The 26322-nt window shown below is 72.0% G+C and carries 24 protein-coding genes and 1 riboswitch; of the genes, 13 read left to right on the forward strand and 11 right to left on the reverse strand.

What is annotated here, in order from left to right; genetic code table 11:
• Positions 1–72 precede the first annotated feature (72 nt).
• Positions 73–657 (reverse strand): flavin reductase family protein, encoded by a 585-nt coding sequence (locus AC27LF_RS19290; protein ID WP_479657500.1) that lies wholly within the window; start codon positions 655–657, stop codon positions 73–75.
• 323 nt (positions 658–980) lie between these two features.
• Here AC27LF_RS19290 and cdgB point away from each other — a divergent pair, with 323 nt between their 5' ends.
• The gene (gene cdgB / locus AC27LF_RS19295; RefSeq protein ID WP_404034346.1) at positions 981–2633 is read left to right on the forward strand and encodes a diguanylate cyclase CdgB; all 1653 of its coding nucleotides are present in this window, start codon (positions 981–983) and stop codon (positions 2631–2633) included.
• Positions 2634–2774: 141 nt separating this feature from the next.
• Positions 2775–3713 carry a carbohydrate-binding protein gene (locus tag AC27LF_RS19300; RefSeq protein WP_479657499.1) on the forward strand — a complete coding sequence of 313 codons (939 nt, stop codon included), beginning with the start codon at positions 2775–2777 and terminating at the stop codon, positions 3711–3713.
• Between the two features lie 4 nt (positions 3714–3717).
• On the opposite strand, the gene AC27LF_RS19305 is transcribed toward AC27LF_RS19300, so the two are convergent.
• From AC27LF_RS19305 to AC27LF_RS19315, 3 genes are all read right to left on the reverse strand, one after another.
• Positions 3718–4647, reverse strand: coding sequence for a 1-phosphofructokinase family hexose kinase (locus AC27LF_RS19305; protein WP_479657498.1), 930 nt, complete (start codon positions 4645–4647; stop codon positions 3718–3720).
• A gap of 129 nt (positions 4648–4776) precedes the next feature.
• Complete coding sequence (gene nagA / locus AC27LF_RS19310; protein WP_479657497.1) at positions 4777–5919, reverse strand: N-acetylglucosamine-6-phosphate deacetylase; 1143 nt, start codon at positions 5917–5919, stop codon at positions 4777–4779.
• Complete coding sequence (locus AC27LF_RS19315; protein ID WP_479657496.1) at positions 5919–6860, reverse strand: ROK family protein; 942 nt, start codon at positions 6858–6860, stop codon at positions 5919–5921. Before AC27LF_RS19315 ends, nagA begins: the two co-directional genes overlap by 1 nt.
• Positions 6861–7449: 589 nt before the next feature.
• Between AC27LF_RS19315 and AC27LF_RS19320 the strand changes: the two genes are divergently transcribed.
• Positions 7450–7692, forward strand: a complete 243-nt coding sequence (locus AC27LF_RS19320) for a DUF3263 domain-containing protein (protein ID WP_479657495.1) — start codon at positions 7450–7452, stop codon at positions 7690–7692.
• A gap of 48 nt (positions 7693–7740) precedes the next feature.
• On the forward strand, positions 7741–8616 hold the full coding sequence (otsB, locus tag AC27LF_RS19325) for a trehalose-phosphatase (RefSeq protein WP_479657494.1): 876 nt from the start codon (positions 7741–7743) through the stop codon (positions 8614–8616).
• Here the strand turns inward: otsB and AC27LF_RS19330 are convergent.
• Together AC27LF_RS19330 and AC27LF_RS19335 are read right to left on the reverse strand one after the other, a co-directional pair.
• Positions 8595–10001 carry an alpha,alpha-trehalose-phosphate synthase (UDP-forming) gene (locus AC27LF_RS19330; RefSeq protein ID WP_479657493.1) on the reverse strand — a complete coding sequence of 469 codons (1407 nt, stop codon included), beginning with the start codon at positions 9999–10001 and terminating at the stop codon, positions 8595–8597. The two genes, otsB and AC27LF_RS19330, sit on opposite strands and share 22 nt — an antisense overlap.
• 80 nt (positions 10002–10081) lie before the next feature.
• A complete protein-coding gene (locus tag AC27LF_RS19335) occupies positions 10082–11026 on the reverse strand; it encodes a glucosyl-3-phosphoglycerate synthase (RefSeq protein WP_479657492.1) in 945 nt (314 codons plus the stop codon).
• Between the two features lie 158 nt (positions 11027–11184).
• Positions 11185–11349, forward strand: a riboswitch (SAM riboswitch).
• 18 nt (positions 11350–11367) lie between these two features.
• Between AC27LF_RS19335 and thrC the strand changes: the two genes are divergently transcribed.
• The 4 genes from thrC (at position 11368) to groL (ending at position 15623) form a co-directional block, all read left to right on the forward strand.
• Entirely contained in the window at positions 11368–12651 is a 1284-nt protein-coding gene (thrC, locus tag AC27LF_RS19340) for a threonine synthase (RefSeq protein ID WP_479657491.1), read from the forward strand.
• Positions 12648–12923: a MoaD/ThiS family protein gene (locus tag AC27LF_RS19345; protein ID WP_479657489.1), complete on the forward strand. Its 276-nt coding sequence runs from the start codon at positions 12648–12650 to the stop codon at positions 12921–12923. Before thrC ends, AC27LF_RS19345 begins: the two co-directional genes overlap by 4 nt.
• 433 nt (positions 12924–13356) lie before the next feature.
• Positions 13357–13560, forward strand: coding sequence for a cold-shock protein (locus AC27LF_RS19350; RefSeq protein WP_004986573.1), 204 nt, complete (start codon positions 13357–13359; stop codon positions 13558–13560).
• A 440-nt stretch (positions 13561–14000) separates the two neighbouring features.
• Positions 14001–15623, forward strand: coding sequence for a chaperonin GroEL (gene groL / locus AC27LF_RS19355; protein WP_479657488.1), 1623 nt, complete (start codon positions 14001–14003; stop codon positions 15621–15623).
• Between the two features lie 80 nt (positions 15624–15703).
• Here groL and AC27LF_RS19360 read toward each other — a convergent pair whose 3' ends face one another.
• Positions 15704–18028 carry a coiled-coil domain-containing protein gene (locus tag AC27LF_RS19360; RefSeq protein ID WP_479657487.1) on the reverse strand — a complete coding sequence of 775 codons (2325 nt, stop codon included), beginning with the start codon at positions 18026–18028 and terminating at the stop codon, positions 15704–15706.
• Between the two features lie 251 nt (positions 18029–18279).
• Between AC27LF_RS19360 and AC27LF_RS19365 the strand changes: the two genes are divergently transcribed.
• Positions 18280–18435, forward strand: coding sequence for a hypothetical protein (locus AC27LF_RS19365; RefSeq protein ID WP_479657486.1), 156 nt, complete (start codon positions 18280–18282; stop codon positions 18433–18435).
• 83 nt (positions 18436–18518) lie between these two features.
• Here the strand turns inward: AC27LF_RS19365 and murQ are convergent, their stop codons facing one another.
• Both murQ and AC27LF_RS19375 read right to left on the reverse strand, forming a co-directional pair.
• A complete protein-coding gene (murQ, locus tag AC27LF_RS19370) occupies positions 18519–19454 on the reverse strand; it encodes an N-acetylmuramic acid 6-phosphate etherase (protein ID WP_479657485.1) in 936 nt (311 codons plus the stop codon).
• A gap of 269 nt (positions 19455–19723) precedes the next feature.
• Positions 19724–20644 carry a MurR/RpiR family transcriptional regulator gene (locus AC27LF_RS19375; protein WP_479657484.1) on the reverse strand — a complete coding sequence of 307 codons (921 nt, stop codon included), beginning with the start codon at positions 20642–20644 and terminating at the stop codon, positions 19724–19726.
• Positions 20645–20698: 54 nt separating this feature from the next.
• Here AC27LF_RS19375 and AC27LF_RS19380 point away from each other — a divergent pair, with 54 nt between their 5' ends.
• Positions 20699–21082, forward strand: a complete 384-nt coding sequence (locus tag AC27LF_RS19380) for a hypothetical protein (RefSeq protein WP_404034375.1) — start codon at positions 20699–20701, stop codon at positions 21080–21082.
• Between the two features lie 308 nt (positions 21083–21390).
• On the opposite strand, the gene AC27LF_RS19385 is transcribed toward AC27LF_RS19380, so the two are convergent.
• The gene (locus AC27LF_RS19385) at positions 21391–22515 is read right to left on the reverse strand and encodes a GNAT family N-acetyltransferase (RefSeq protein ID WP_479657483.1); all 1125 of its coding nucleotides are present in this window, start codon (positions 22513–22515) and stop codon (positions 21391–21393) included.
• Between the two features lie 123 nt (positions 22516–22638).
• Positions 22639–23283, reverse strand: a complete 645-nt coding sequence (locus AC27LF_RS19390) for an HD domain-containing protein (RefSeq protein ID WP_479657482.1) — start codon at positions 23281–23283, stop codon at positions 22639–22641.
• A 209-nt stretch (positions 23284–23492) separates the two neighbouring features.
• On the opposite strand from AC27LF_RS19390, the gene AC27LF_RS19395 reads away from it, so the two are divergent.
• The 3 genes from AC27LF_RS19395 (at position 23493) to AC27LF_RS19405 (ending at position 26288) form a co-directional block, all read left to right on the forward strand.
• Complete coding sequence (locus AC27LF_RS19395) at positions 23493–24161, forward strand: maleylpyruvate isomerase family mycothiol-dependent enzyme (RefSeq protein WP_479657481.1); 669 nt, start codon at positions 23493–23495, stop codon at positions 24159–24161.
• A 96-nt stretch (positions 24162–24257) separates the two neighbouring features.
• Positions 24258–24968, forward strand: a complete 711-nt coding sequence (locus tag AC27LF_RS19400; RefSeq protein WP_479657480.1) for a copper homeostasis protein CutC — start codon at positions 24258–24260, stop codon at positions 24966–24968.
• A 108-nt stretch (positions 24969–25076) separates the two neighbouring features.
• Entirely contained in the window at positions 25077–26288 is a 1212-nt protein-coding gene (locus tag AC27LF_RS19405; protein WP_479657479.1) for a helix-turn-helix domain-containing protein, read from the forward strand.
• Positions 26289–26322: the final 34 nt, after the last annotated feature.

Consider the following 26322-nt stretch of genomic DNA (forward strand, 5'->3'; position numbering starts at 1 on the left):
CTAGACCGGATGCCGATCACGGACCACGGAATTTCGCCCGCACCGCGCGAACTGTGCCGTTCCCCCCGGCGCTCACCCCAACTGCCGGTAGCGGCCCCGGAAATACAGCAGCGGCCTGCCGTCGGCGCTGGGCAGTTCCGCGGTCAGTACGCGGCCGATCACCAGCGTGTGGTCTCCGGCCGTGACCCGTTGTTCGGTCCGGCACTCCAGGGTCGCCAGGGCGCCGCGCACCAGGGGCGCGCGGGAGACCTCGCCGCGGGCGTAGGGGATGTCCTCGAACAGCAGCCGGTCGCTGAGGCGGCCCTTCATGGCGAACCGGCCCGCGATGTGGCGCTGGCTCTCGGAGAGCACGGAGACGGCCCACAGGGGCTGCTCGGCGAGCAGGTCGTCCATGCGGGCGCCCGTGCGCAGGCTGACCAGGACCAGCGGCGGCTCCAGGGAGACGGACAGGAAGGCCGTGGCCGTCATGCCGGCGTCCTCGCCGGCCGGCGCCCCGGGGTCGTCCGGGTCGAGCGGCGGCTCCTGCGCGGTCACCAGGACCACGCCCGCGGCCAGCCGGGACATGGCGGCCCGGAACTCGTCGTTGCTCACCCCCTCAGCATGCCCGGGAACGGTGGGGGCGGCGGGGGAGGGCAGCGGAGTTGGAGTGTTCAGCACGCCGGAAACGCTAATCTTCGCTGCGAGCGGGTCGCATCGGGCCTCCGCCCGAACCTGGTCCTAGGTCCATGGAACGAAGAAAGAGCGCAGAAGAGCGCAGAACAGCGAAGAAGCACGGCGAAGAGCGCGAAGGCGGACACTCTTCTCAATCGTTCACGTTCTCCTGTGACTTGAGTCACAAGACCGATGAATTGTTGACCCTGTGTACCGAGTGGGCAGCGCGCTGTGATTCAGTGGCGGGGAAGCTGCTGCAAGGGCACCACTGAAGAGAAGCGCCGAAGAGCACCCTTGATTCGCTGCGAGGTCTCGGGGGGAGGGCGAGCATGGAAATGGAGTCGGAGCCCTACGTCCGTCTTGCGTCCCTCCGGCAACTGCACCAGGCCATGGCCGACATGAACACGGCACGCAGCCTGGCGGACACGCTGCAGACCGTCGCCGACGGCGCCGTCACCGCCCTCGGGTACGAGATGGCCTGCGTCAACCTCGTACGCCCCGACGGCGACCTGGTGGTCGCCGCCTTCTCCGGGAACTCCGCCGCCGAGGCCCTCATCACCGGCCGGGTCGGCTCCCGCGAGTCCTGGGAGCGCCGGCTGACCATGGGCGAGGCATGGGGCGACCTGCGGTTCATACCGCACACCGAGGGCTGGGTCCTCGACGACGACGACGTTCCCCAGTGGTACACCGACGGGCCCGCGCCCCGCTTCGAGGACGAGTGGCACCCCGCCGACCGGCTCTTCGCGCCCATGTACGCGCCCGGCGTGCAGGGCGGCGGCTCCGGCGAACTGCTCGGCGTGATCTCCGTGGACAGGCCGCGCAACGGCCGGCATCCGGGCGCCTGGGGCCGCGAGGCCCTTCAGATGTACGCCTTCCAGGCCGCCATCGCGATCAGCAACGCCCGGCTCAGGTCCAACATGCAGCGCGCGCTGGTCCGCCTGGAGCGCGAGCAGCAGGCGCTGCGCGCGAGCGAGGAGAGCTTCCGGCAGGCGTTCGAGTACGCCCCCTCCGGCATGGCGATCGCCGAGATGGGCGGCGACCAGCACGGCCGCATCCTGCGCACCAACGACGCGCTGTGCCGCCTGCTGGGCCGCCCGGCCTCCGCGATGCGCCGCTACTCCTTCTCCGACCTGGTGCACCCCGAGGACATCGGCACGCTGCTGCGCACCTCCGCCGAGGGCGGCCGCGCGGAACTGCGCCTCGGCCGCCGCGACGGCTCCTACGTCTGGGTGTCGCTGCGCAACTCCGTCGTCGCCGACGCCGCCGACGGCCCGCGCTTCCTGCTCACCCACGTCGAGGACATAGAGGAGCGCAAGCGCCGCGAGCTGCAGCTCGCCCACCGCGCCTCGCACGACTCCCTCACCGGCCTGCCGAACTCCGCCGAACTGCGCTCACGCCTGTCGGCCCGCCTGTGCCGGCGTCCCGCGCACGCCGACGAGCTGGACTCCCTGGACGCCGCGTACGGCCATCCCGCCTACGACGTCAACGGCCACGGCTTCGACTTCGCCTCCGGCACGGACGCCTACGACGGCTTCGACCACCATGTGCACACCGTCGCCCCCGAGGACGACCGCGACGACGGCACCAAGGGCCTCGCGGTCCTCTTCTGCGACCTGGACGGCTTCAAGTCGATCAACGACCGGTTCGGGCACAACGCGGGCGACGCGGTCCTCATCGAGGTGGCGCGCCGGCTGTCGCGGGGTGTGCGCGACGGGGACACGGTGGCCCGGCTCGGCGGCGACGAGTTCGTCATCCTGGCCGACGGCCTCGGCAAGGCCGACGCCCAGGACCTGGCCGTACGCCTGCGCAACGAGATCATCCAGCCGATCCGGGCCGAGGGGCGGGCCGTGCGGGTGGGCGCCAGCTTCGGCATCGGCTGGGCACACTGCGGCATGACGGCGGACGAGGTGTTGAAATCCGCTGACGAACGGATGTACGTCGAGAAACGATCTCGTCCCAAACAGCACAGGCGGGCCGGATGAACCCCAGGTCGGTGGGCTGAAGCACATCGCGCCACCCGATTGGGTCAGCGAGAGCGGGTAGGCTCGCTCTTCAATACCCGTCTTCACCTGTCTTCCGTATCCGTACCGCATCCGCCCGCACCTGTTGAGGAGTACCTAGGGATGACGCCCGGCGACAACGGCGCGAGCACGCCCGAGGACGACGACCCGTTCGGCTACCTGTACGCCGATGGGCAGGCCAGGGGAGCCCAGCCGCCGTCCGGTGGCTACGGCTACCCGAACTCGGTCAACAGGGTGCGTGCGGTCGGCGAACGCCAGTACGGCCAGCAGGCCCCGGCCGCCTACGGACAGCAGACCGTGCCCCCGCAGCAGGGCGCCTACGGCCAGCCGAACGCCCACTACCAGGCCCCGGAGACCTTCCCCGGCGGCCCGCCGGCCGGCCAGCAGCCGCCGCCCGGCGGCGGCCGGGGCGGTCGCGGCCCGAACACCAAGGGCCTGCTGATCGGCGCGATCGCGGTGGTCGCCGCGGTTGTCATCGGCATCAGCGTCGCCATGCTCAACGGCAACTCGAACGACGACAAGGCCGACGGCGGCCCCTCGGCTTCTGCCTCGACGGGCAGCGCCGGCTCTCAGGAGTCGGCTTCGCCCAGTCCCTCGGCGACCGCTGCCACAGAGCCAGGTGTCCAGGACGCGGCGGGTCTGCCGCTTGTCGGCGGTGCCAGGGTCAGCACCGAGTTCTCCGGGGCCAGGGCCGACGGCGGCAAGTACGTCGACCAGATGACGCAGGTCGGGGCCTCGGTGACCTGGAAGGTCGACGTGCCCACGTCCGGCACGTACGACCTGTGGATTCGGTACGCCAACGCCGAGAAGGAAGCGGCGAGCGCGACGACCGTGGTCAACGGGAAGCCGCAGAGCTATAAGCCTGATCTGAGGAACTACGGCAAAGAGGGCGACTGGAACGCCTGGTACCGGTCCTACGTCTCCCTCCAGCTGGACAAGGGGACGAACACCGTCGCCATCACCTGCGGCCAGGGAGACGCCTGCCATTTCAACCTGGACCAATTGGCGCTGCTTGAAGAGGGACAGAAGCCTGACTGGTGACGTCTCAGGCGGCAGTGGTCTCGCTGGTTACTGTGACCCGCGGTCGTAGCTCGTCGTACGTCGGGCGGTCGAATTCGCCGGCTGTCGGGGCCGCCACGGTCGCGGCGGACAGGGCTGTCGCGCGGGTCAGGCGGTCCGGCCAGGGGAGGCGTTCCACCAGGCCGGACAGCAGGCCCGCGACCGCCGAGTCGCCGGCGCCGGTCGGGTTGCCGTGCACGGCGGCGGGCGGGGTGGCCCGCCAGTGGCCCTCCGGGGTGTGGGCGAGCAGCCCCCGCGGCCCGAGGGAGGCGACCACCGCGTGCGCGCCCCGCCTGCGCACGTCCCGGGCGGCCCGCAGCGGCTCGTGCGAGCCGGTGAGTTCGGCCAACTCGTCCGCGTTGGGCTTGACGATGTCCGGGCGGGCCGCCACCCCGCGGCGCAGCGGCTCACCGCTGGTGTCAAGGAGCACCGGGACCCCGGCCGACCGGGCCGCCCGTATCAGGCCCGCGTACGCCCCCACCGGCACCCCGGGCGGCAGGCTGCCGCACAGCGCCACCGCCGCGGCCGGCCCGAGCAGACCCGCGTACGCCTCCTGGAACGCGGCCCACTCGGCGGGAGCCACCTGCGGTCCCGGCTCGTTCAACTGGGTGGTGTCACCGGTGCGTTCGTCCACCACGGCGATCGTGCGCCGGGTCGCACCGGCGATCGGGACCAGCGCGTCCGCCACGCCCGGAATGTCCGCGAGCCGGTCGCGCACCTCCCGGCCCGTGCCGCCGCCCGCGAACCCGGTGACCGTCACCTCGTGCCCGAGGGCCGCCAGCACCCGGGCCACGTTCACACCCTTGCCGCCCGGCCGTTCGGCGACCGCGGACACCCGGTGCGAGGCGTGCGGCCGCAGCGACCGCACGCGGTAGGTGAGATCGAGAGCGGTGTTCAGTGTGACCGTGAGGATCACCCGGGCCGACCTCCCTCACTGCCTGAGCTGTGCCGTGTGTTCTGGTCCCGATCATGCCAAACAGTTGGCGACGGGCCCAGACCACGGGCGGTCGACCGGCTCCGGCCGACGCGCTGACCGGGGGACGTATCAGGGCAGTCGGGGATCGACCACCCACGCGCCCTGCCGCATCACGCCCCTGACCTCGAAGTCCGCGTCGAGGAGCACCAGGTCGGCGTCCTTGCCGGGTTCCAGGGAGCCCACCCGGTCGGCCAGGCCGAGCAGCCGCGCCGGGTTGGCGGACAGGGCCGCCACCACGTCCGGCACCGGCAGCCGGTCGACCGTCACCGCCCGCTTGAAGGCGCGGTCCAGGGTCAGGGTCGAGCCGGCGATCGAGCCGCCCCGCACCAGCCGGGCCACGCCGTCGCTGACCTCGACCTCCAGCGGGCCGAGCATATAGCGGCCGTCGCCGGTCCCGGCCGCGTCCATCGCGTCGGTGATGAACGCGACCCGCCCGGCGCCCGCGTGCCGGAACGCCAGTTCCAGCGCGGCCGGGTGCAGATGGGTGCCGTCGTTGATCAGCTCGACCGTGACCCGTTCGTCCGCCAGCAGGGCGGCGACCGGGCCGGGGGAGCGGTGGCCGAGCGGCGGCATCGCGTTGAACAGGTGGGTGGCGACCGTGGCGCCCGCGTCGATCGCCTGCACCGTCTGCTCGTACGTCGCGTCGGTGTGCCCGACGGCGGCGATGACGCCGTGCGCCGCCAGGAGCCGTACCGAGTCGATGCCGCCGGGCAGTTCGGCGGCGAGGGTGACCATCCGGGTCCAGCCGCGCCCCGCGTCGACCAGCCGGCGCACCTCCTCCGGGTCCGGGTCGCGCAGCAGTTCCTCGGAGTGCGCGCCCTTGCGGCACGGCGAGATGAACGGGCCCTCGAAGTGGATCCCGGCGAGTTCGCCCTGTTCGGCCAGCTCGGACAGCAGCCCGGCCTGCTTGACCAGGAAGTCCATGTCGTCGGTGACGGTGGAGGCGAGCAGCGTGGTGGTGCCGTGCTGCCGGTGGGTGCGGATGGCCGTCAGGATCTCGTCGGCCGTGCCCGAGAACGAGGCGCCCCCGCCGCCGTGGTTGTGCAGGTCGACGAAGCCGGGCACCAGCCAGTGCCCCCGTACGTCGATCACCCGGGCGTCCGCGGGGGCGGCGGCCGTGATCCTCGTGCCCTCGACGATCACGCGTCCGTCGGTCACGATCCCGGTGGGCAGCACCACCCGGGCGCCGGCAAGAACCGTACTGGGGGCCATCAGGCGGTTACCTCCGAAGGGTCAGTGGTTTCGAGGAGATCCCGGGCGAGGAGCCCCGCGCCCAGGCAGCCGGCGGTGTCCCCCAGGGCGGCGGGGACGATCGACGGGAGTTTCTGGAAGGTGACGCGGCGCCGGACGGCGTCCCGCAGCGGCCGGAACAGGGTCTGTCCCGCCTCGGCGAGCCCGCCGCCGATGATCAGCGTGCGCGGGTCCAGCAGGGTGAGCGCGGTGACCAGCCCGTCGGCCAGCGCGTCCACCGCCTCCTGCCAGACCCGGACGGCGTTCGGGTCACCGGACGCGACGGCCCGCGCGCAGTCGGCGGCGTCCGCGTCGGGCTTTCCGGAGGCGGCCGCCCAGGCCGCGCTCACCGCCGAAGCGGAGGCGTACCGCTCCAGGCAGCCGCGCTGCCCGCACGGACAGGCGGTACCGCCGGGCCGTACGACGACATGGCCGATCTCGCCCGCGAAGCCGTGCGCGCCGGCCTCCACCCGGCCGTCGAGGCCGATGGCGCCCGCGATGCCGGTGCCCAGGGGCACGAACAGGAAGCGGTCGGCGCCCTGGCCCGCGCCGATCCGGCCCTCGGCGAGACCGCCGGTGCGCACGTCGTGGCCGAGCGCCACCGGGATGCCGAGCCGGTCGGCGAGCAGGGCGCGCAGCGGTACGTCGCGCCAGCCCAGGTTGGCCGCGTAGGCGGCGATGCCGCGTTCCTCGTCGACGATGCCCGGCACCGCGATGCCGGCCGCGACCGCGGGTTCGCCGAACCGTTCGGCGCCGTGGGCGCGCAGTTCGGCGGCGAAGCCGAGGATGCCCTCGACCACCGCCTCGGGTCCGCGTTCGCGGCCGGTCGCGCGGCGGTCCTGGTACAGCAGCTCGCCGCCGTCCCCGACCAGGGCGGCCTTCATCCCGGTGCCGCCCACGTCGAGGGCGATGACATGTCTCACGGAGAACAGTGTGGACCGCGGACCCTCAAGAGGTCTAGTCCACTTACGCGGCGGAGGCGCCACGAGGCCGGGGCGAAGGGCGACTGGGACCACGGGGCAGGGGTACGAACGGCGACTTGGGGCATGGGGCCGGGAGACGAGCGGCGACTTGGGACATGGGCCGGGGGTGAAGGCGGCCGGATTCGCGGGGCTGGGGGTGAAGGGCGGGCGGAACCACGGGGCCGGGGGACGAGTGGCGACTTGGGGCATGGGGCATGGGGCATGGGGCAGGGGGTGAAGGGCGCCCGGATTCGCGGGGTCGGGGGACGAGCGGCGACCGGGACGCGGACGCCATGACGAACGGCGACCGGGACGCGCGGACGCTAGCCCTTCCGCACCGGGACCCCAGGAACGTCACCCCTTCCCGGACCGGGGCCCCCGGAACATCGCCCCTTCCTGGACCGGGACCCTGGGGACGTCATCACCCCTTCCTGGGCCGGGACCCTGGGGACGTCATCCCTTCCTGGGCCGGGGCCCTGGGGACGTGATCCTTCCCGGGCCTGGGCCCCGGGGGCGGGGTGGTGTCGGTGGTCGGCGTTACCGTTCAGGCATGGAAACGGACGACCGCCATGAGCTGGGCCGCCGTGAACAGGCCATTCTCGCGCTGGAGCGCCGGGGCTTTCCGGGGCCCGGCGCCAAGGAACGCGCGATACGCGAGGAGCTGGGCCTGGCCCCGGTCCGCTACTACCAGCTCCTGAACGCCCTGCTGGACGACGGGCGCGCACTGGCCCACGACCCGGTGACGGTCAACCGGCTGCGCCGGATCCGCGAGACCCGCCGCACCGAGCGCTGACCCACGCTGCCAGGCGTGCGGGGCGGTTCGCGTGGATAGGGTCGGGTCATGGGCACCCATATGACGGACTCGACCGAGCCCCAGGACGCGCTTCCGACGCCCGTGACACAGGCCGGGCGGGCCGGGCTCGCCGCCGTGATCGCACGGCCCCGCACCGCGGTGATCGGCCTCGACTTCGACGGGACGCTCGCGCCGATCGTGGCCGACCCCGATCAGGCACGCGCACACCCGGACGCCGTACCCGCGCTCGCCGCCCTCGCCCCGAAGGTGGCCGCCATCGCGGTGGTCACAGGACGCCCGGCCGGCGTCGCGGTCCGCTACGGCGGCTTCGCGGGCGTACCCGGCCTGGAGCACCTGGTCGTCCTCGGCCACTACGGCGCCGAACGCTGGGACGCGGTCAGCGGCACCGTCAGCGCCCCCGCCCCGCACCCCGGCGTCGCCGCCGTCCGTGCCGAGCTGCCCGGCTTCCTCGACCGGATCGGTGCCTGGCGGGGCACCTGGATCGAGGAGAAGGGGCGGGCCGTGGCCGTGCACACCCGCCGCGCCGAGGATCCGCAGGCCGCGTTCGAGGCGCTGCGCGGTCCGCTCGCCGAGCTGGCCACCCGGCACGGCCTGATCGTCGAGCCCGGCCGCCTGGTCCTCGAACTGCGCCCGCCCGGCATGGACAAGGGCGTCGCGCTGCTGGAGTACGTACGGGAGATCGGTGCGGCGTCCGTCGTGTACGGCGGCGACGACCTCGGTGACCTGCCGGCCTTCGCGGCCGTCGACAGGCTCCGCTCCGACGGCGTGCCCGGCCTGCTGGTGTGCAGCGGCAGCAGCGAGGTGACCGAACTCGCCGACCGCGCCGACCTGGTCGTGGACGGTCCGGCCGGAGTGGTGCGGCTGCTGCGGACGCTCGCCGGTCAGCTGGACCGGCCGGCCTGAAGGGCGTGCAGCTGGTCCAGGAACCACTGGGCCGGCGGCAGCGCGGTGGCCGCGGCGGCCAGCCGCTTGGTCCGCTCCGCCCGTTCGTCGCCCGGCAGGGTGAGCGCCCGGTGCAGGGCGTCCGCCGTGCCCCCGATGTCGTACGGGTTGACGGTGATCGCGTCCTCGCCCAGCTCCTCGTACGCCCCGGCCTCCCGGGACAGCACCAGCGCGCAGCCCTGGTCGGAGACGACCGGCACCTCCTTGGCGACCAGGTTCATGCCGTCCCTGATGGGGTTCACCAGGGCCACGTCCGCCAGCCGGTAGGCGGCCAGCGAGCGTGCGAAGTCGTCCTCGACGTGCAGCAGCACCGGCGTCCAGCCCGGCGTCCCGAATCGCGCGTTGATCTCCTCCGCGACGCGCCGCACCTCGGCGGTGTAGTCCCGGTACACGGCCAGGTCCTGGCGCGAGGGGTAGGCGAAGGCGATGTGCACGACCCGCTCGCGCCACTCGGGGCGGTCCGTCAGCAGCTGCCGGTACGCCAGCAGCCCGCGCACGATGTTCTTGGACAGCTCGGTGCGGTCCACCCGCACGATCGCCTTGCGGTCCGCGCCGATCTCCGCGCGCAGCGCCGTCATCCGCTCGGCCACGTCCGGCTCGTGCGCACGCGCGCGCAGGAAGTCCGCGTCGGCGCCCAGACCGTGCACGCCGATGCGGGTGCCGGACGGGATGCCGGGACCGAGGACCAGGTGGCAGCAGTCGGTGAAGGCGTCCGCCCAGCGCCGGGTGAGGAACGCGGCGCGGTCCGCGCCCAGGATGCCGCCGAGCAGTTCGGCCGCGATGTCGTCGGGCAGCAGCCGGAAGTAGTCGGGCGGCGCCCACGGGGTGTGCGAGAAGTGGCCGATGCGCAGGTCGGGGCGGAGCTGCCGGAGCATCCGGGGGGCCAGCGCCAGGTGGTAGTCCTGTACGACGACGGCCGCGCCCTCGGCCGCCTCCTCGGCCAGCGCCTCGGCGAACGCCCGGTTGTAGGTCTGGTACGACGCCCACTGCCGCCGGAACTCCGCGTCGAAGACCGGCTCCAGCGGGGTCTGGTAGAGCATGTGGTGCACGAACCACAGCACCGAGTTGGCGATGCCGTTGTAGGCGTCGGCGTACACGTCGGCCGGAATGTCCAGCATCCGCACGCCGGGCTCGCCGACCCCGCGGCGTACCGCCTCGCGGTCGCCGTCGGACAGCGCCGAGCACACCCACAGGGCGTCCGCGTCGGGGCCGATCGCCGAGAGCCCCGAGACCAGGCCGCCGCCGCCTCGCCGGGCGGCCAGCGAGCCGTCCTTGCGGACGGAGTACGAGACCGGGCCGCGGTTGGACGCGACCAGCACCTGGGCAGCACCGTACGTGAAAGCCATAAGCCCCAACCTAGCCCGCCCCACAAACCCTCAAACGTACGGTCCGCTCCCGTGTGGGCCGGGCACCTCCGGCGTCGGCTTCAGGCCACTTGGCGGGTGGTGTATTCCGTTATCTGGGTCATGGGTGGGCGTTCCTCGGTGTCCACCGGGTAGGTGCGCGGTTCGAAGCCGTGCTCGCCGCGTTCGAACTGGGTGAGGGAGGGGCGTACGAGGTGCCCGCGGGCCAGCCGCAGCTGCGCGGTGCGGTAGATCGCGGCGGCCATCCGGCCCAGCGCCTGCCCGTCCTGGTGCCGGTGCTTGCGCACGCCGACGTCGACCTGGGCGAGGGCGTCCAGGCCCACCAGGTGCAGGGCGTCGATGAGCATGCCCAGTTCGACGCCGTACCCGACGGGGAACGGCAGCCGCTCCAGCAGTGAGCGGCGGGCCGCGTACTCGCCGCCGAGCGGCTGCACGAAACCGGCCAGCTGCGGCCAGTGCAGATTGAGCAGCGGTCGGGCCATCAGCTCGGTGACCCGGCCGCCCTGGCCCGCCGCGCCGGCCAGCGGGCGGTCGTACATGGCCTTGACCAGGTCGACGTCCGGTTCGGTGAGCAGCGGCCCGACGATCCCGGTGACGAAGTCGGCGGAGAACTCCCGCAGGTCCGCGTCGACGAAGCAGACGATGTCCCCGCCGGTGACGAGCAGCGAGCGCCACAGGACCTCGCCCTTGCCGGGCGCGGCGGGCAGCCGCGGCAGGATGGCGTCGCGGTGCACCACCCGGGCGCCCGCCGCGGCGGCCACCTCGGAGGTGCGGTCGGTGGACCCGGAGTCGACCACGACGATCTCGTCGACCAGCGGCGCCTGCCGCATGAGGTCGCGCCGGATGACGGCCACGATGTCGCCGACCGTCCCCTCCTCGTTGAGCGCGGGCAGCACGACGGAAACCGACTGGCCCGTACGCTGTTTCGCGGCGAGGATCTTGTGCAGCGGCCGGTCGGTCACGGACCAGGAGCGGGTGGCCAGCCAGCGCTCGACTTCTTCCAGCACAGTCAGCTGCTCCTCACTGTCGTGATCACACCGGGTGCATGTGTGATCCATCTCGCGGTTCGGACGACTATCTCAACTGTCCTGGCCGTCGGTTACAGTCTTGAACAACGCGGATGACCATCGCATGTCAGGGGTCGTCGGCGTTCACAACCGCATACAGCTCATCCAGAGGGGCAGAGGGACACGGCCCGATGAAGCCCCGGCAACCCTCCAGCCGGTTCTCGTACCGATCGCTGCGCAAGCCGATCGTTTCCGCGAGGCTCCCGGCTAGGGAAGGTGCCAAATCCGTCTCACGGCGAGATGCGTCGTGAGGAAGATGAGGAGAAAGGGCCTCGCCTCACATGGCTGTGCAGACTGTTGCAAGCACCACGAACCAGTCGGTGGACCTCGGTCCCGCCGCGGCCCTGAGCTGCCGCGAGTGCGGTCACCGGGTGCCGCTCGGCCCGGTGTTCGCCTGCGAGGAGTGTTTCGGCCCGCTGGAGATCGCGTACGACTTCTCGGCGTACGACACCGAGGAGCTGCGCCGGACGATCGAGGCGGGTCCCGCGAACATCTGGCGCTATGCGCCGCTGCTGCCCGTCCCCGCGGACGTGGCCGAAAAGCCCAATCTGAACCCGGGCTGGACCAAGCTGGTCCAGGCCGACAACCTGGCCCGCGAACTCGGCGTCACCGGCGGCCTGTACGTGAAGGACGACTCCGGCAACCCGACGCACTCCTTCAAGGACCGGGTGGTCGCCCAGGCGCTGGAGGCGGCGCGCGCCTTCGGCTTCACGACCCTGTCCTGCTCCTCGACCGGCAACCTCGCCGGGGCCGTCGGCGCCGCGGCGGCCCGGTCCGGCCTGCGCTCCTGTGTGTTCATCCCGTACGACCTGGAGCAGGGCAAGGTCGTCATGGCCGCGATCTACGGCGGTGAGCTCGTCGGCATCGAGGGCAACTACGACGACGTGAACCGCTTCTGCTCCGAGCTGATCGGCGACCCGGCGGGCGAGGGCTGGGGCTTCGTCAACGTCAACCTGCGCCCGTACTACGCGGAGGGCTCCAAGACCCTGGCGTACGAGATCTGCGAGCAGCTCGGCTGGCGGCTGCCCGACCAGATCGTCGTGCCGATCGCTTCCGGCTCCCAGCTCACCAAGATCGACAAGGGGCTGCGGGAGCTGATCGCGCTGGGTCTGGTCGAGGACCGGCCGTACAAGATCTTCGGCGCGCAGGCCGAGGGCTGCTCGCCGGTGTCCACCGCGTTCAAGGCCGGTCATGACGTGGTCCGCCCGCAGAAGCCGAACACGATCGCCAAGTCGCTGGCGATCGGCAACCCGGCCGACGGGCCGTACGTGCTGGACATCGCGCGCCGCACGGGCGGTGCGGTGGAGGACGTGACGGACGAACAGGTCGTCGACGCGATCAAGCTGCTGGCGCGCACCGAGGGCGTCTTCGCGGAGACGGCCGGCGGTGTCACCGTGGGCGTGACGAAGAAGCTCATCGACGAGGGCGTCCTCGACCCGGCGCTCACCACGGTCGTCCTCAACACCGGCGACGGCCTCAAGACCCTCGACGCGGTGGCCGGCACCGGCCTGACCGCCACCATCCGCCCGAACCTGGACTCCTTCCGAGAGGCTGGCCTCGCATGAGCGTGACCGTTCGCATCCCGACCATCCTGCGTACCTACACGGGCGGCCTGTCCGAGGTGAGCGCCGAGGGCGCGAACCTCGCGGAGGTGATCGCCGACCTGGAGAAGAACCACACCGGCATCTCCGCGCGCGTCCTGGACGACCAGGGCAAGCTGCGCCGTTTCGTGAACGTGTACGTCAACGACGACGACGTCCGTTTCGAGCAGGGCCTTGAGACGGCGACGCCGGACGGTGCGGGCGTGTCCATCATCCCGGCCGTGGCCGGCGGCTGACGGTCCGTCACCTTCGGTGACTTCGGTTACCGACTGTTCGTCCGATGGCCCCCTCCGTGAGAGAAGCGGAGGGGGTCATTCCGTGGGGTTGAGCGCGGTAGAGTTGGGGAACGCGTCCCCGGCCTCCGGGTCGGAAGCCCCGGATTCAATCCGCACAGCCGCCAAGAAGTCGCCAAAGTCCATGCGTTCTTCGCGGCTTTTATTCCTTTTATAGGGCCCGACTTGCCCTGAATTCTGCCGAATTCTCGGCAGATTCCCGACCGAGTGCGTCCAGATTTCTCGTCCGATTGACCTGTTGCAGACGGCAGTTGGACAGATACATTCAGCCGCGGTCGACGCGTTCCGGCGCACGCCCCCAACCTTGGGGGGTGAGGTCTGACCCGGGTCCGCGAAGTGTGGATCTGTGCAAGGGCCAGTAATAGGGGAGTTAGGCATGGCTCAGGGCACCGTCAAGTGGTTCAACGCGGAGAAGGGGTACGGCTTCATCGCGGTCGACGGTGGTGCGGACGTCTTCGTCCACTACAGCGCGATTCAGATGGACGGCTACCGCACCCTGGAAGAGGGCCAGCGGGTCGAGTTCGAGATCTCGCAGGGCCAGAAGGGCCCGCAGGCCGACATGGTTCGCGTCACCGCCTGAACATTCTCAGCGCGAAGGGTCCGCACCTTCCGGGGTGCGGGCCCTTCGTCGTGCCCGGGCAGCAGGGCCGCGCCGCGGGGCGTGGGCCTGGACCACAGGGTCCATGTCACAGCTCCCATGCCGCATGGGCCGGTGCCGCGGTGTCCGCAGGGGCCGGTGCCGCGGTGTCCGGGTCGTCGCGCCGGGGGGCGCGCGCCCGGCGCGACGACCCGGCCGCGCGCCCCGCGACGGGTCCGCGGCGCGGGCGCACCTTGCACTCGGGTGGGTCGAGTGCTAATCATTGGCGTTAGCACTCTGAAGGTGAGAGTGACAATGATGGACCGGGTCGGTGAGGCCCGTGGGCCGGGTGGGGCAAGGAACCACAAGGCCGGCGAGCCGTCCGTCGCGGGCGCGGGCGCGGTCCGAAGGAATCACCCCCAGTCCTGGAGGGACCACTTCACATGGCCAAGATCATCGCGTTCGACGAGGAGGCGCGGCGCGGCCTTGAGCGCGGTATGAACCAGCTCGCCGACGCCGTCAAGGTCACCCTCGGCCCCAAGGGCCGCAACGTCGTCCTTGAGAAGAAGTGGGGCGCCCCCACGATCACCAACGATGGTGTGTCCATCGCCAAGGAGATCGAGCTGGAGGACCCGTACGAGAAGATCGGCGCCGAGCTGGTCAAGGAAGTCGCCAAGAAGACCGACGACGTCGCCGGTGACGGTACGACCACCGCGACCGTCCTCGCCCAGGCCCTGGTCAAGGAGGGCCTGCGCAACGTCGCCGCCGGCGCCAACCCGATGGCCCTGAAGCGCGGTATCGAGAAGGCCGTCGAGGCCGTCTCCGCCGCCCTGCTGGAGCAGGCGAAGGACGTCGAGACCAAGGAGCAGATCGCCTCCACGGCCTCCATCTCCGCCGCCGACACCCAGATCGGCGAGCTGATCGCCGAGGCCATGGACAAGGTCGGCAAGGAAGGCGTCATCACCGTCGAGGAGTCGCAGACCTTCGGTCTGGAGCTTGAGCTCACCGAGGGCATGCGCTTCGACAAGGGCTACATCTCGGCGTACTTCGCCACCGACATGGAGCGTATGGAGGCGTCGCTCGACGACCCGTACATCCTGATCGCCAACTCCAAGATCAGCTCCGTCAAGGACCTGCTCCCGCTCCTTGAGAAGGTCATGCAGTCGGGCAAGCCGCTGCTGATCATCGCCGAGGACGTCGAGGGCGAGGCCCTGTCGACCCTGGTCGTCAACAAGATCCGCGGCACCTTCAAGTCCGTCGCCGTCAAGGCGCCGGGCTTCGGCGACCGCCGCAAGGCCATGCTCGGCGACATCGCCATCCTCACGGGCGGCGAGGTCATCTCCGAGGAGGTCGGCCTCAAGCTGGAGAACGCGACCCTGGACCTCCTGGGCCGCGCCCGCAAGGTCGTCATCACCAAGGACGAGACCACCATCGTCGACGGTGCCGGCTCCTCCGAGCAGGTCAACGGCCGGGTCAACCAGATCCGCGCCGAGATCGAGAACAGCGACTCGGACTACGACCGCGAGAAGCTCCAGGAGCGTCTGGCCAAGCTGGCCGGCGGCGTCGCCGTCATCAAGGCCGGTGCCGCCACCGAGGTGGAGCTCAAGGAGCGCAAGCACCGCATCGAGGACGCCGTGCGCAACGCCAAGGCGGCCGTCGAGGAGGGCATCGTCGCCGGTGGTGGCGTGGCCCTGCTGCAGACCACCAGCGTCTTCGAGAAGCTGGAGCTGGACGGTGACGAGGCGACCGGCGCGCAGGCCGTGAAGCTCGCCCTGGAGGCCCCGCTCAAGCAGATCGCCGTCAACGCCGGCCTTGAGGGCGGCGTCGTGGTCGAGAAGGTCCGCAACCTCACCCCGGGTCACGGCCTGAACGCCGCGACCGGCGAGTACGTCGACCTGGTCGCCGAGGGCATCATCGACCCGGCGAAGGTGACGCGTTCCGCCCTGCAGAACGCCGCCTCCATCGCCGCGCTGTTCCTCACCACCGAGGCCGTCATCGCCGACAAGCCGGAGAAGGCCGCGCCGGCCGCTCCGGGCGGCATGCCGGGCGGTGACATGGACTTCTGATCCTCCCTGAGGATCGGACCCGTCCGCCACACACCGAGGGCGGCACTCCCTGACCCCAGGGAGTGCCGCCCTCGGGCATGTCACGCCCCGCCGCCGCGGCCTCGGGGGGCGGGCATCGAGCGCCAGAAGGCGCGGGACATCACCTTCTGCTCGTGCTTGGTCTGCTCCGTCGTCAGGTGTTCCTGGAAGTCCCGCCCGTGCACGCCCAGCGCCTCGGCGGTGAGCCAGTCGGCGTACCAGGGGAGCCCGCCTGTCTGCAGCGCGCCGACCAGCGTGGCCAGATCGGCGACGGGCCGGGTCCGCACGACCTGGGTCAGGAGGCGTCGCACCACCTGATCCGTCCGGCGGACGTGGGTGCTCTCGGCGGTCAGTCGCTTCGTCAGCAGCATCAGGTCGAGGACCGGGCAGTCGCAGCAGCACGCGGCGACGACCGCGTCCAGGTGCCCGTCGAGCGACGCTGACTCCAGAGCCAGCAGCAGCGCCGCCAGGGCCGAGGGCGTCATCTCCCGGGCGTGCCGGCACAGGACCTGCCGGCTGCCGTAGTGCGAACCGTCCTGGACCAGGGCCTTGAGGAAGTGCCCCGCGTGCCCGACGAGTTCGTCGTGCACCGTGCAGCGGAAGACGGTGTCGGCCTGCTCCGGCAGCCCGCAGTCGACCATGCGGGTGAGCAGCCGGGCGGCGTCCTGCGGCGAGAGGGTCCTGACCGCCGCCCGCAGCACCGCCTCGGCGCCCGGCGTCATCCCCGAAAGGGCCACGACCGTCTCCCTGACCGCTCTCTCGGACCTGCCGCGCACGGTCTGCAGCAGCAGGTCCGTCGAGAGGTGGTGACGCCCCGTCAGATACAGCTCGCTGATCAGCACCGCGATGTCGGCGCCCGAACGGGACGACGAGACCCCGTGCAGCACGGACCAGACCCGGTGGTCCCGCAGGGCGAGGACGAGCGGGAGCAGATGTCCGACGCCGCGGTTCTGCGTGTGCCGGAAGACGGTCTCGGCGTCCTGCGCGAGCCCGTGCCGGTCCAGGGCGTGGATGAACTCCACCACGTCCGAGGCGGACCGGGCCGCCGCTGCCGTCAGTTGCAGGGCGTCCGCGTAGCGCGGCAGGCAGGCTTCGCGCAGCGCGACGGACAGCGTCACCAGGTCCGCCACCGGGCGTTTCGCCGCGGCGGCGGACACGGCCGTGCCGAGGGCGGCGGCGAGTTCCCCGTCGGACAGGAGCGCCGTCACGGACACCACGTCGGCGACCGGCCGGACCACGGCCACGGCCGACAGCAGGCTCTCGGCGTACTCGGCGAGCCCGGCACGGTGCAGCGTCAGGGTGAGGGCGGCCGCGTCCTCGGGCTGGTGGTACTTCACCGAGGACTGCACCAGGATCAGTACGTACTCCTCCAGCCCCGCGCGGAGCAGCTCCCTGGCCAGAGCACTGGTGTCGTCCACGGACCGCACCATCACCATGGCCGGCAGCGCGGTGCGGGCGTGCGTGTCGAACCCCGCCTGGCGCAGCCCGGACAGCAGGCCGGCGACCTCCTCGACCGTGCGCGACTGGCTCGCCGAGCGGACCAGTTCGCTCGCCACGGCCTGTCGGGTGCGCAGTTCCAGGTCCCCCACGGCCCGCACCAGTTCGGGCACCGAGGATCTGCGGTCCGCCTCCTCCAGCATCGCCGTGATCGACGGGGTCTCGCCCTGCCCCGGACCGTCCCCGCCCAGTTCCTGAAGGGCATCGAGCCGGGCATCCAGCCGGTGGCAGCGGTCCTCGGCGGCGATCAGCTCGGCACGGGTGACCGCCAGCGCCTCCTGGAGGTAGATCACCTGTTCCTGGAGGTCGCCGCACTCCTCCTCCAGTCGTATGTGCTCGCCGCGCCAGAGTTCCATGTCGGCCCGATGGGAGAGCACCTGCTCCGCCATCTGGGTCTCCAGGTTCCGGCACCAGCCGCGCACCTTGGCCAGCCGGTCCTCCCGGTCCAGCAGCATCACGGCCAGGGCGCGCTCACGGGTCGTGATCCGCCGGACCTCCTCGTCGGCCTCGGCCAGCCGGTGCTGGAGTTCCTGCACCTCGCTGCCGTGCCGGTTGGACTTCAGAGCGGCCCGGTGCAGTTCGCGCACGGCCGACTCCGCATCGGGAGTGAGGGCCGCCCCGGACTCCCGCGCGTCCGCGACCAGGCCGGCGACGAAGTCCCACGGGGGGACACGGCCGTTGAGGTAGCGGGTCACGGTGCTCGCGTCCAGGTGCCGGCGCGCGGCATAGCGCCGCACGCTGATGCCCAGGCTGAGGAAGATCTGTCGCAGGTCCTCCGCCAGGTTCCGCCTCTCGGGCGGCAGGTCGTCCTTCAAGGGGCGCAGCCGTACGGGACGGGCCGGGCAGGCCGCGGCTTCCGCGTCACGGGCGGGCGCTGGTGCGTCGCGCATGGTGCCAGTATCGCGCTGCTTCAACTCACGTGGTGCGAAAGAGCGTTGCCGTCCAGAACGGCAACGCCCGGCAACGTTGACACCCGCCACGGCAACGCTGACACCTGCAACGGCAACGCTGACACCCGCCACGGCAACGCTGACACCTGCAACGGCAACGCCGACGGCGTGCTCGCGGGCCCCTGACGAGGGTGCGATCGGCCACCATCGGGCTGTGGGCACAGGCCCCACACCGAGCACGAGGAGAGGTCATGACGAAGTCCGGTGAGGCCGAGCGGTCGCACGTGGTCCGGAAGGCATTCTGGCGAAGGCTCGCCCGGCAGGCGGCCCTCGGTGCCGCCGGTGCCGTCGGTTCCGGGTTCGTCAGCCTGCTGCTGTGGTGGCTGCGTGAGCACTGGACCGTCTGAGGCGACGTGCGGTGCGCGCGTGGGGCGCGGTGGAGTCGGCCACGCGCGTGGCCGGCCGCCCGCGCGGACCCCCGACGGGCGGGTCAGTCGGCCGGGTCGGGTAGCGCGGCGCGTAGATGGCCGTCGGACTGTTCCAGGAGGCGGGCGGCCGTCGGGGCGTCGACACCGGCCAGGATGGCCAGGATCGCGTTCTTCACCTCGCCGCCGGTCTCGGTCAGGGCCCGCTCGATCTCCTCGTCCCCCGCGCCGGTGGCCAGGGCGACGATACGGCGGGAGCGGGCGCGCAGCTTGTCGTTGGAGGCGCGCACGTCGACCATCAGGTTCCCGTACGTCTTGCCCAGCCGGATCATCGTGATCGTCGACAGCATGTTGAGGACCAGCTTCTGCGCGGTGCCCGCCTTCAGCCGGGTGGACCCGGTGATCAGCTCGGGGCCGACGACGACCTCGATGCCGTGCTCGGCCGCCGCCGCTAGCGCGCTGTCCGCGTTGCAGGCAAGGCCGACGGTCAGGGCGCCCAGGGCGCGGGCGTGCTCGACCGCGCCGATCGCGTACGGGGTGCGGCCGGAGGCGGAGACGCCGACCACCGTGTCGTTCGAGCCGAGCGCGAGCGAGTCGAGGTCCTTGCGGGCCAGTTCCTTCGAGTCCTCCGCGCCCTCGACGGAGGTCACCATCGCCTCGGCGCCGCCCGCGATCAGGCCGACGACCCTGGCGGGGTCGGTGTTGAAGGTGGGCGGGCACTCGGAGGCGTCCAGGACACCGAGGCGGCCCGCGGTGCCCGCGCCCGCGTAGACCAGCCGGCCGCCGCGGCCCATGCGCGCGGCGATCGCGTCGATGGCCGCGGCGATCCGCGGGAGGCACGCGGCGACGGCGGCCGGCACCGCGGTGTCCTCGCCGTTCATCAGCCGGGCGATCTCCAGGGTGGGCAGCTTGTCGATGCCGGCGAGTTCGGGCCGGAACGCCTCGGTGGTGAGCGTCTCCAGTTCGGCGCGGAGCTGACGGTGGTCGGACGTGGAGGTCATGAAGGGCGGCTCTTTCTGGTGCTTCCAGTGCTTCCGGTGCTTCCAGTGCTTCCGGTGCTTCCGGTGCTTCCAGGCTGCTTCCGGTGCTTCCGGTGTCTCCAGCGCTTCGCGGTGAACGGGGCGAGCGGAGTCCGCCGCGGTCCGGCGGCGCCCCGAACGGGGCGAGGCTGTGTTGACTACGCGGCTCCGCCGCGTGGGCGTGACCGGCCATGGCGGTGCGGCGGCCGAACGACGACGCCCAACGGCTCGGCCGGCGGAGCACGCGGCGCTCAGCGGTGCCGGTGGGCCAGCGCCTCGTAGGAAGCGGCGAGCGCGGGCGCGGCGGTCTCGTACGTGCGCTGTGCCACTCCGATGAACAGGCAGTCCACGACGAGGAGTTGACTGGTCCGTGAGGACATCGCGGCGGGCCGCAGCTCGCTCTCCCGGGAGATGGAGGTGGTGAGCACGTGGTCGGCGTACTGGGTGACGGGTCCGTCCGGCCGGCCGGTGATGGCGATGGTGGTGGCCCCGTGCTCGAACGCGGCCCGCAGCGGCTCGATGACGTCCCCCGTCGAGCCGGAGTGGGTGATCGCGATGGCCACGTCCCCGGAGCGCAGCTGCACCGCGTTCGTCACCGCGAGATGCGGATCGCTGTGGGCGTGGGCTATCACCCCTATCCGCAGCAGCTTCTGGGTGAGGTCCTGGGCGACCAGCCCGGACGCGCCGATCCCGTACACATCGGTGCGCCGTGCGCCGGCGAGCGCGGCGACCGCCGCGCCCAGTTGCACCGTGTCGAGCCCGGCGGCCGTGTCGGCGAGGGTCTGCTGCTCGTCGTAGGCGAGCTTGGCGACGACGTCGGCGATCGGGTCGTCGACCGCGATGTCGGTGGTGAGCGCGGGGGCGCGGCCGGACTGCTGCTGGGCGGCCAGGCCGGCGAGGGCGAGCCGCAGGTCGCGGTAGCCCGGGTAGCCGAGCAACCGGGCCGTCCGTACGACCGTTGCCTCGCTGGTGCCGGTGAGTTCGGCGAGACCGGTGACCGTGAGGGCCGCGCAGCCCGCCGGGTCGCCCGCCACGGCCTCCGCGACCCGTTGCATCGAACGGGTCATGGACGGGGCGAGCGTGCGCACCTTGGCGGTGAGGGCGGCCGGCGCCGGCGGCGCGTTCCCGATGCCGCCGGGGGTGCCGAAAATTTCCTTCACGTCCTGGGTCACATCTGAAAGGTATTTTCGGCTGGTGTCGGGGTCAAGACCACGCACAATGGGGGCATGGAACCCATCAGCCCGCTGGAACGTGCCCTGCACACGGCCCGCGCCCGCGTGCTCGCCGACCTGGTCGCCGGCGAGGTCGCCGAGGCGGACGTGGTCTCGCTGGTCGAGGACTCGGTCGCGCAGCGCCGTTGGTGGGTGGAGCAGTGGCCGGACGGGGCGGCCTATGTGGCCGGACTCGTCGCGCAGGACGTACAGGACGCGCTGCTTGAGCGGTACGGACGCTGGCCGCTGTGTCCGGTGTGCGGCTCCGGTGACCCGCACGCGCTGGACGTCGAGCCGGAACTCGGCCCCGACCCGCACTGGGTCTGCCACCAGGCGGGCGTGAAGGTCGCGGCGGTCGGCTCCCTGGGCCGAGCCACAGGCGGAGTCCCGTCCTCGTAGGACACCGGCACTGCCGGCATCCCTGGCCCCGCTGAACTGACGCCCGCGGGCGGGGTGGCGACCGGGGCGGCGGCGGTGGCCGCGCGGGCACGGTGGGGGTGCGAGACCGTGACACGGCGCGGCGACCGGCAGGCGGCGCGGTGACCGCGCACCGTGGGGCCGGGCTGCCGGAAGGGCTGCGTGCCGTGGGCCGGGCTGCCGGTAGGGGGTGTGTGCCGCGGACCGGTCTCCCCGAAGGGGCTGCGTGTCGTGGGGTGGTGCCGCCGGAAGGGCCTGCGGGGTGTGGGGCCGTGTCGGCTGAAGGGGGGTCAGGCGCGGCGGACGTACAGGGTGAGTGAGCGGTTCGAGCCGTGTCGTTCGGCGTACGCGGACTCCTCAGCCGCCGCGGCCCGGCCGAATCCGGTGCGGGCCAGCACGCCCTGCGACGGGAGATTGGCGCGGTCGACGCGCGCGAACAGCCGGTCCACCTCGTCCCGGGCCAGCGCCCACTCGGCCAGCGCGCCCAGCGCCTCGGTCGCGTAGCCCCGGCCGCGGGCGGCCTCGACAAGGTCGTAGCCGATCTCCACGCGGCCCTCCTCGTCCGGGGCGGAGTGGAAGCCCAGGCCGCCGACCGCCCGGCCGTCGTCCCGGCGGACCAGCACGAACAGCCCGAACTCGGGCCGGTGCGACCCGGATTCATACGCCTCGACCAGCATCCCGGCGGCATCCCGGGTGCCCTGGTACGGCCCGCCGTCGAGCCAGTCGAAGCCGCCGTCGCCACCCAGCCGCAGATCGCGCGCGGCGGCGGGCCGTACCCCCTGGAGGGTGAGCCGCCCGGCCGGGAGCACCAGGTTGTTGTACCAGCGCCAGTCGGTGACCGGGGCCCGGCCGGGCAACTCGCCGCGGCCGGTCGCCCACAGCAGGGTCGGCCAGGGCGCGGGCCCGGGCCGGACGTGCGGGAAGACGCAGGTCAGGACGGACTCGGCGAGTTCCGCCCGCGGCTCATAGGGCAGCCCGAGCCCCGCGGCCATGTCGTACGTGTGCAGCAGCACCTCGGCGATGCCCATCGCGGCGAAGCCCTGGCGGTCCGCGCTCCCGAAGGGGAACGGGTGGAAGGCGCGCACCTCGCGCGGGGTGGTGCGGACGGTGGTGGCGAGCAGCACGCCGGTGGTCTCGATCACCTGGAGCAGGCCGACGTTGCCGGCCGCGGGCATGCCCTCGTCACCCTCGCCGTCCAGGGTGATGTCGAAGGGGACGTACGCGTCCTGCGCCCGCCCCGCCAACTGCCCGGCGTACGCGATGAGATCGCTCGCGACATGCACGGCGGTCCGCCGGACGCTCCAGTCCAGCCGACCCGCCCGTACCGCCGTCCAGTCCCGGTCCACCGCCGTGCGCAGCGTCGCCACACAGCCCGCGACGGCCTCGTCCACCTGGTCCCCGCCCACTGCCTGCATGCGGCGCAGACTAGATCATCGGACCGGTGCGCGGACCTGGTTTTCCGGCTGGCCGGCGCCGGCCCCGGCGACGACGCGGGACACGGACGCACGGCGGTGCAGCCGCAGGGTCCCCGCCCGCGGTCAGCCGGTCAGCAGCTCCAGCTCGGCGGAGAGGTTGTAGCGGGCGGTCGGCTCCCACGCACGCTGCCCGTACGGCGTGCGGAACAGCCGGGGCAGCTGAAGCAAGTGGCGCAGGATCGCGGCGCGGCCGTCCCGGAAGGCGTCGTTCGGAACGAAGTGGTACTCCTCGCGGATCGCGGCCGTGTAGGCGGCGTACGCGGCCGGCGGCGCCGCCAGGACGGCCAGGTCGGCGTCGCACAGCACCTGTCCGTCACGGTCGTCCGGGGCCGGGTCGTGCGTGACCGTGAGCCGGACCAGCCGGGCCACCTCGGCGGTCCTGTCCGCCGGGACGCCGGCCTCCGGCAGCGCGCGCTCGGCGAGGCGGGCCGACCGCTCCTCGTTCTCGGAGCGGTCGGGGAGGTAGACGGCGTCGTGGAACCAGGCGGCCAGGCGTACGACGTCCGGGTCGGCGGCGTACTCCGCCAGCGTGTCGATGTGGTCCAGGACGCCAGTGAGATGCGCGAGCGTGTGATACCTGCGCTGCGGCTCCTGCCAACGGGCGAGCAGCCGATCGGCATACGGCAACGGATCGGGCCCGCCCCCGCCCCCACGAACCCCGTCCAGGGCCACCCCCCACCGCCCCCGCAACCCCTCGACATCGACCATGCCCCCATTCTCCCCCGCCCCAAAGGCCCGCGGTCCGGCAGCGCCCCGTTAGGGGCGCGGGGCTGTGTTGAATTTGCGGCTCCGCCGCGTGCGCGCGCCAAGCCACAACGCACCCGCACGGCCCCACGATGCAGCAACCCCCCGACCCGCCAGCCACAACGCACCCGAACCATGGTCGGCCAACCCGGCGGAGCCCTACCGTTGGGGCCATGACCGACACACACGAACCCCGGGACCCCGAACTCCCCGGCCGGCTCCTCGCCGTAGAACGCGACGCCCTGCTCCCCCTGCTCCGCTCCCTGCCCGACGCGGATTTCGCGCGGGCGATCGAGGCGTGCCCGGGCTGGACGGTACGGGATGTGGTCGCACACTGTGCGGCCGTGCTGACGCGAGTGGTGGAGCGCCGCTTCGAGCCGGGCGTGTTCTCACCCGAGTCGAACGAGCGGGACATCGCCGAACGGGCCGAGCGCACGCACGCGCAGGTCGTCGACGAACTGGAGCGCGGAATGACCGAGGCCGGGCCGGTGATCGCGCGGGCCGGCGGGGCGCTGGACATGATCGCGCTGGGCGAGTGGGTGCACGCCGGCGATCTGCGGGAGACGTTCGGCGTGCCGGGTGCCTACGCCGGGCCGGGGACGCCGCACGCGCTCACCCTGCTGGCCCGGGTGACCCGCGAGAAGGGGCATCTGCCGGTGCACGCCGACCTGGACGACGTGGACGAACCGCTGCGGCTGGGCGCGGCCGACGGTGCGCGCAACCCGGCCCGCTTCATCGGGGACAGCGCCACGCTGGTACGGCTCTACGCGGGCAGGCCGCTGGCCGGCATCTCGTACGAACTGGTGGGCGCGGCGGCACCGGAGCTGAACATCTTCGGCTGACGGGGGCGATCTCGCGGGGCCGGGTCGGGCGGGCGTACCCTTTCGATTGGACTAGACCTGTAGCGGTCCAGGGGAACACCGTCGGAAAGGGGTCCTATGAGCACGCGTGCAGTCCTGGAGGTGATCGCCCTCGGAGTGGAGGACGCGGTCGCCGCGCAGGCGGGAGGCGCGGACCGCCTCGAACTGGTCACCGACATGGCGGCCGACGGGCTGACCCCGTCGGTGGCGACCTTCACCGGGATCCGTGCCGCCGTCGACATCGACCTGCGCGTGATGCTGCGGCTCTCCGACGGGTTCGCGGCCGGTGGAACGGAGGGCGTGGAGCGGCTGGTGCGGGCGGCGCGGGAGCTGCGGTGGGCGGGGGCCGACCAGTTCGTGCTCGGATTCCTGGACGCCGGCGGCGGACCGGACCTGGGCGCGCTGGAGCGGGTCGTCGCCGCACTGGACGGCTGCCCGTGGACCTTCCACCGCGCGATCGACCGGGCCGCCGACCGGGACGCCCTGCGCAAACAGCTCGCCGAACTGCCCGGCCTCGACGCCTATCTGACCGCCGGATCGGCGGCCGGCGTCGACGACGGGCTGCCCACGCTGCTCGCGGAGGCGCGGCGCGGACAGGAGCCCGGCTACGAGCCGACGGTCATGGTCGGCGGTGGCCTGCGCCTCGACCACGTCCCGGCACTCCGCTCCGCGGGCATCACCGCGTTCCACATCGGCGGCGCGGCCCGCCCCGACGGCTGGACGGGCCCGCTGTCCCCCCGCTCGGTGACGCGCTGGCGCCGAGCACTGGACGAAACCGACGCTTCCTGAAGAGAGCGTGGGCCGAGTGTGCTCGGGCCTTGCGTCTGTTCTGTTTGCTCTGGGCGTCTGGACCTACCATCGGAGTACAGCAGCCGGAGCAAACGCACTGGGGTGGTCGTGAGCAACTGGGCCGATCTTACGAACGGTAAGCGCATCAAGCACCTGCGGGGCTCCGATCTGACGCAGCAGGGGCTCGCCGACGCTGCGGGGTTGTCCCTCGCCCTGGTGCAGAAGGCCGAGCAGGACCGGGGCGAGTTGTCCGTCGGTTCACTGCTCAAACTAGCCCACGCGCTGAACACGGACGTATCCGTGATCCTGGGCCAGCAGGCACCGCGCCGAGGGATGAACCAGGGCGACCGGGCTGCACTGCGCCAACTGTCCGATGCCGTGCACGAGAGCGCCCTCGGTGAGTGGGAAGGCATCGACGACCCGAGCACCGTCGACGAACTGAGTGAGGCCCGCGACCGCGCGTGGGCTGCCTACTGGGCGAGCGATACGGCGACGGTGAGTAGCTACGCCTCGAAGGTCCTCATGGAAGGACAGGCCAGGTACGCCAGCGCCACTGGCAGCGAGCGTGAGCAGTTGGGATCGATCCTGGCGAGCACGTATCGCGTAGCCGCTTCGTGCTCGAACGGATTCGGGCAACGTGACCTTGCGTTGAGCGCGCTCACATCGGCGAAGCACCTTGCGAAGAAAATCGACAACCCCGTCATGACGGCGCTACTTGAATCCACGCTGTCATGGATCTACCTGCGTGGCGCCAAGTTGCCCCGTGCCGTGGCCGTGGCCGAACGTGCGGCACTGGCGATCGAGCCGTCGTTCAGCAACGGGTCTCGCCCGCAGTTGCTCGCGTACGGGCGGCTGATGATCTCAGCGGCCGTGGCGGCGTCGAGGCGCGAGGACGAGAGCGCAGCCGACGACTACATTTCGCAGGCGCACGCCGCTGCCGCGAGGCTCGGCCGAGACGAGAAGCTGTACGGGACCAGCTTCGGCCCAACGGCGGCGAAGACCGAGGCCGTTGGAATCCACGTCGCGCTGAAGAATTACGGGCGCGCGCTCAAGCTGGCCAGTCACCCCGACATGAAGAAGCTCCCCAAGTCCATGTCGAAGGTGGCCCGCAACCGTTACAAGCTCGATGTTGCACTCGCGCAGTGCGCGGCCGGCCTCTATGACCAGGCGGGAGACACGCTGATCGAGGTAGGGCTCGACGCTCCGGAGTGGGTCAGGCATCAGGCGCTGCCCGGTGTCATCGCCAAGCGTCTCGCGAAGGTGTCCACAGCGCGCGTACGGAACATCAGCGAACTCATCGGCGTGCCCTTGATCGTGTGAGTCCTACGGAGCGTACGAGTTGGGGCCGGACGAC

Source organism: Streptomyces diversicolor (genome assembly GCF_057537855.1).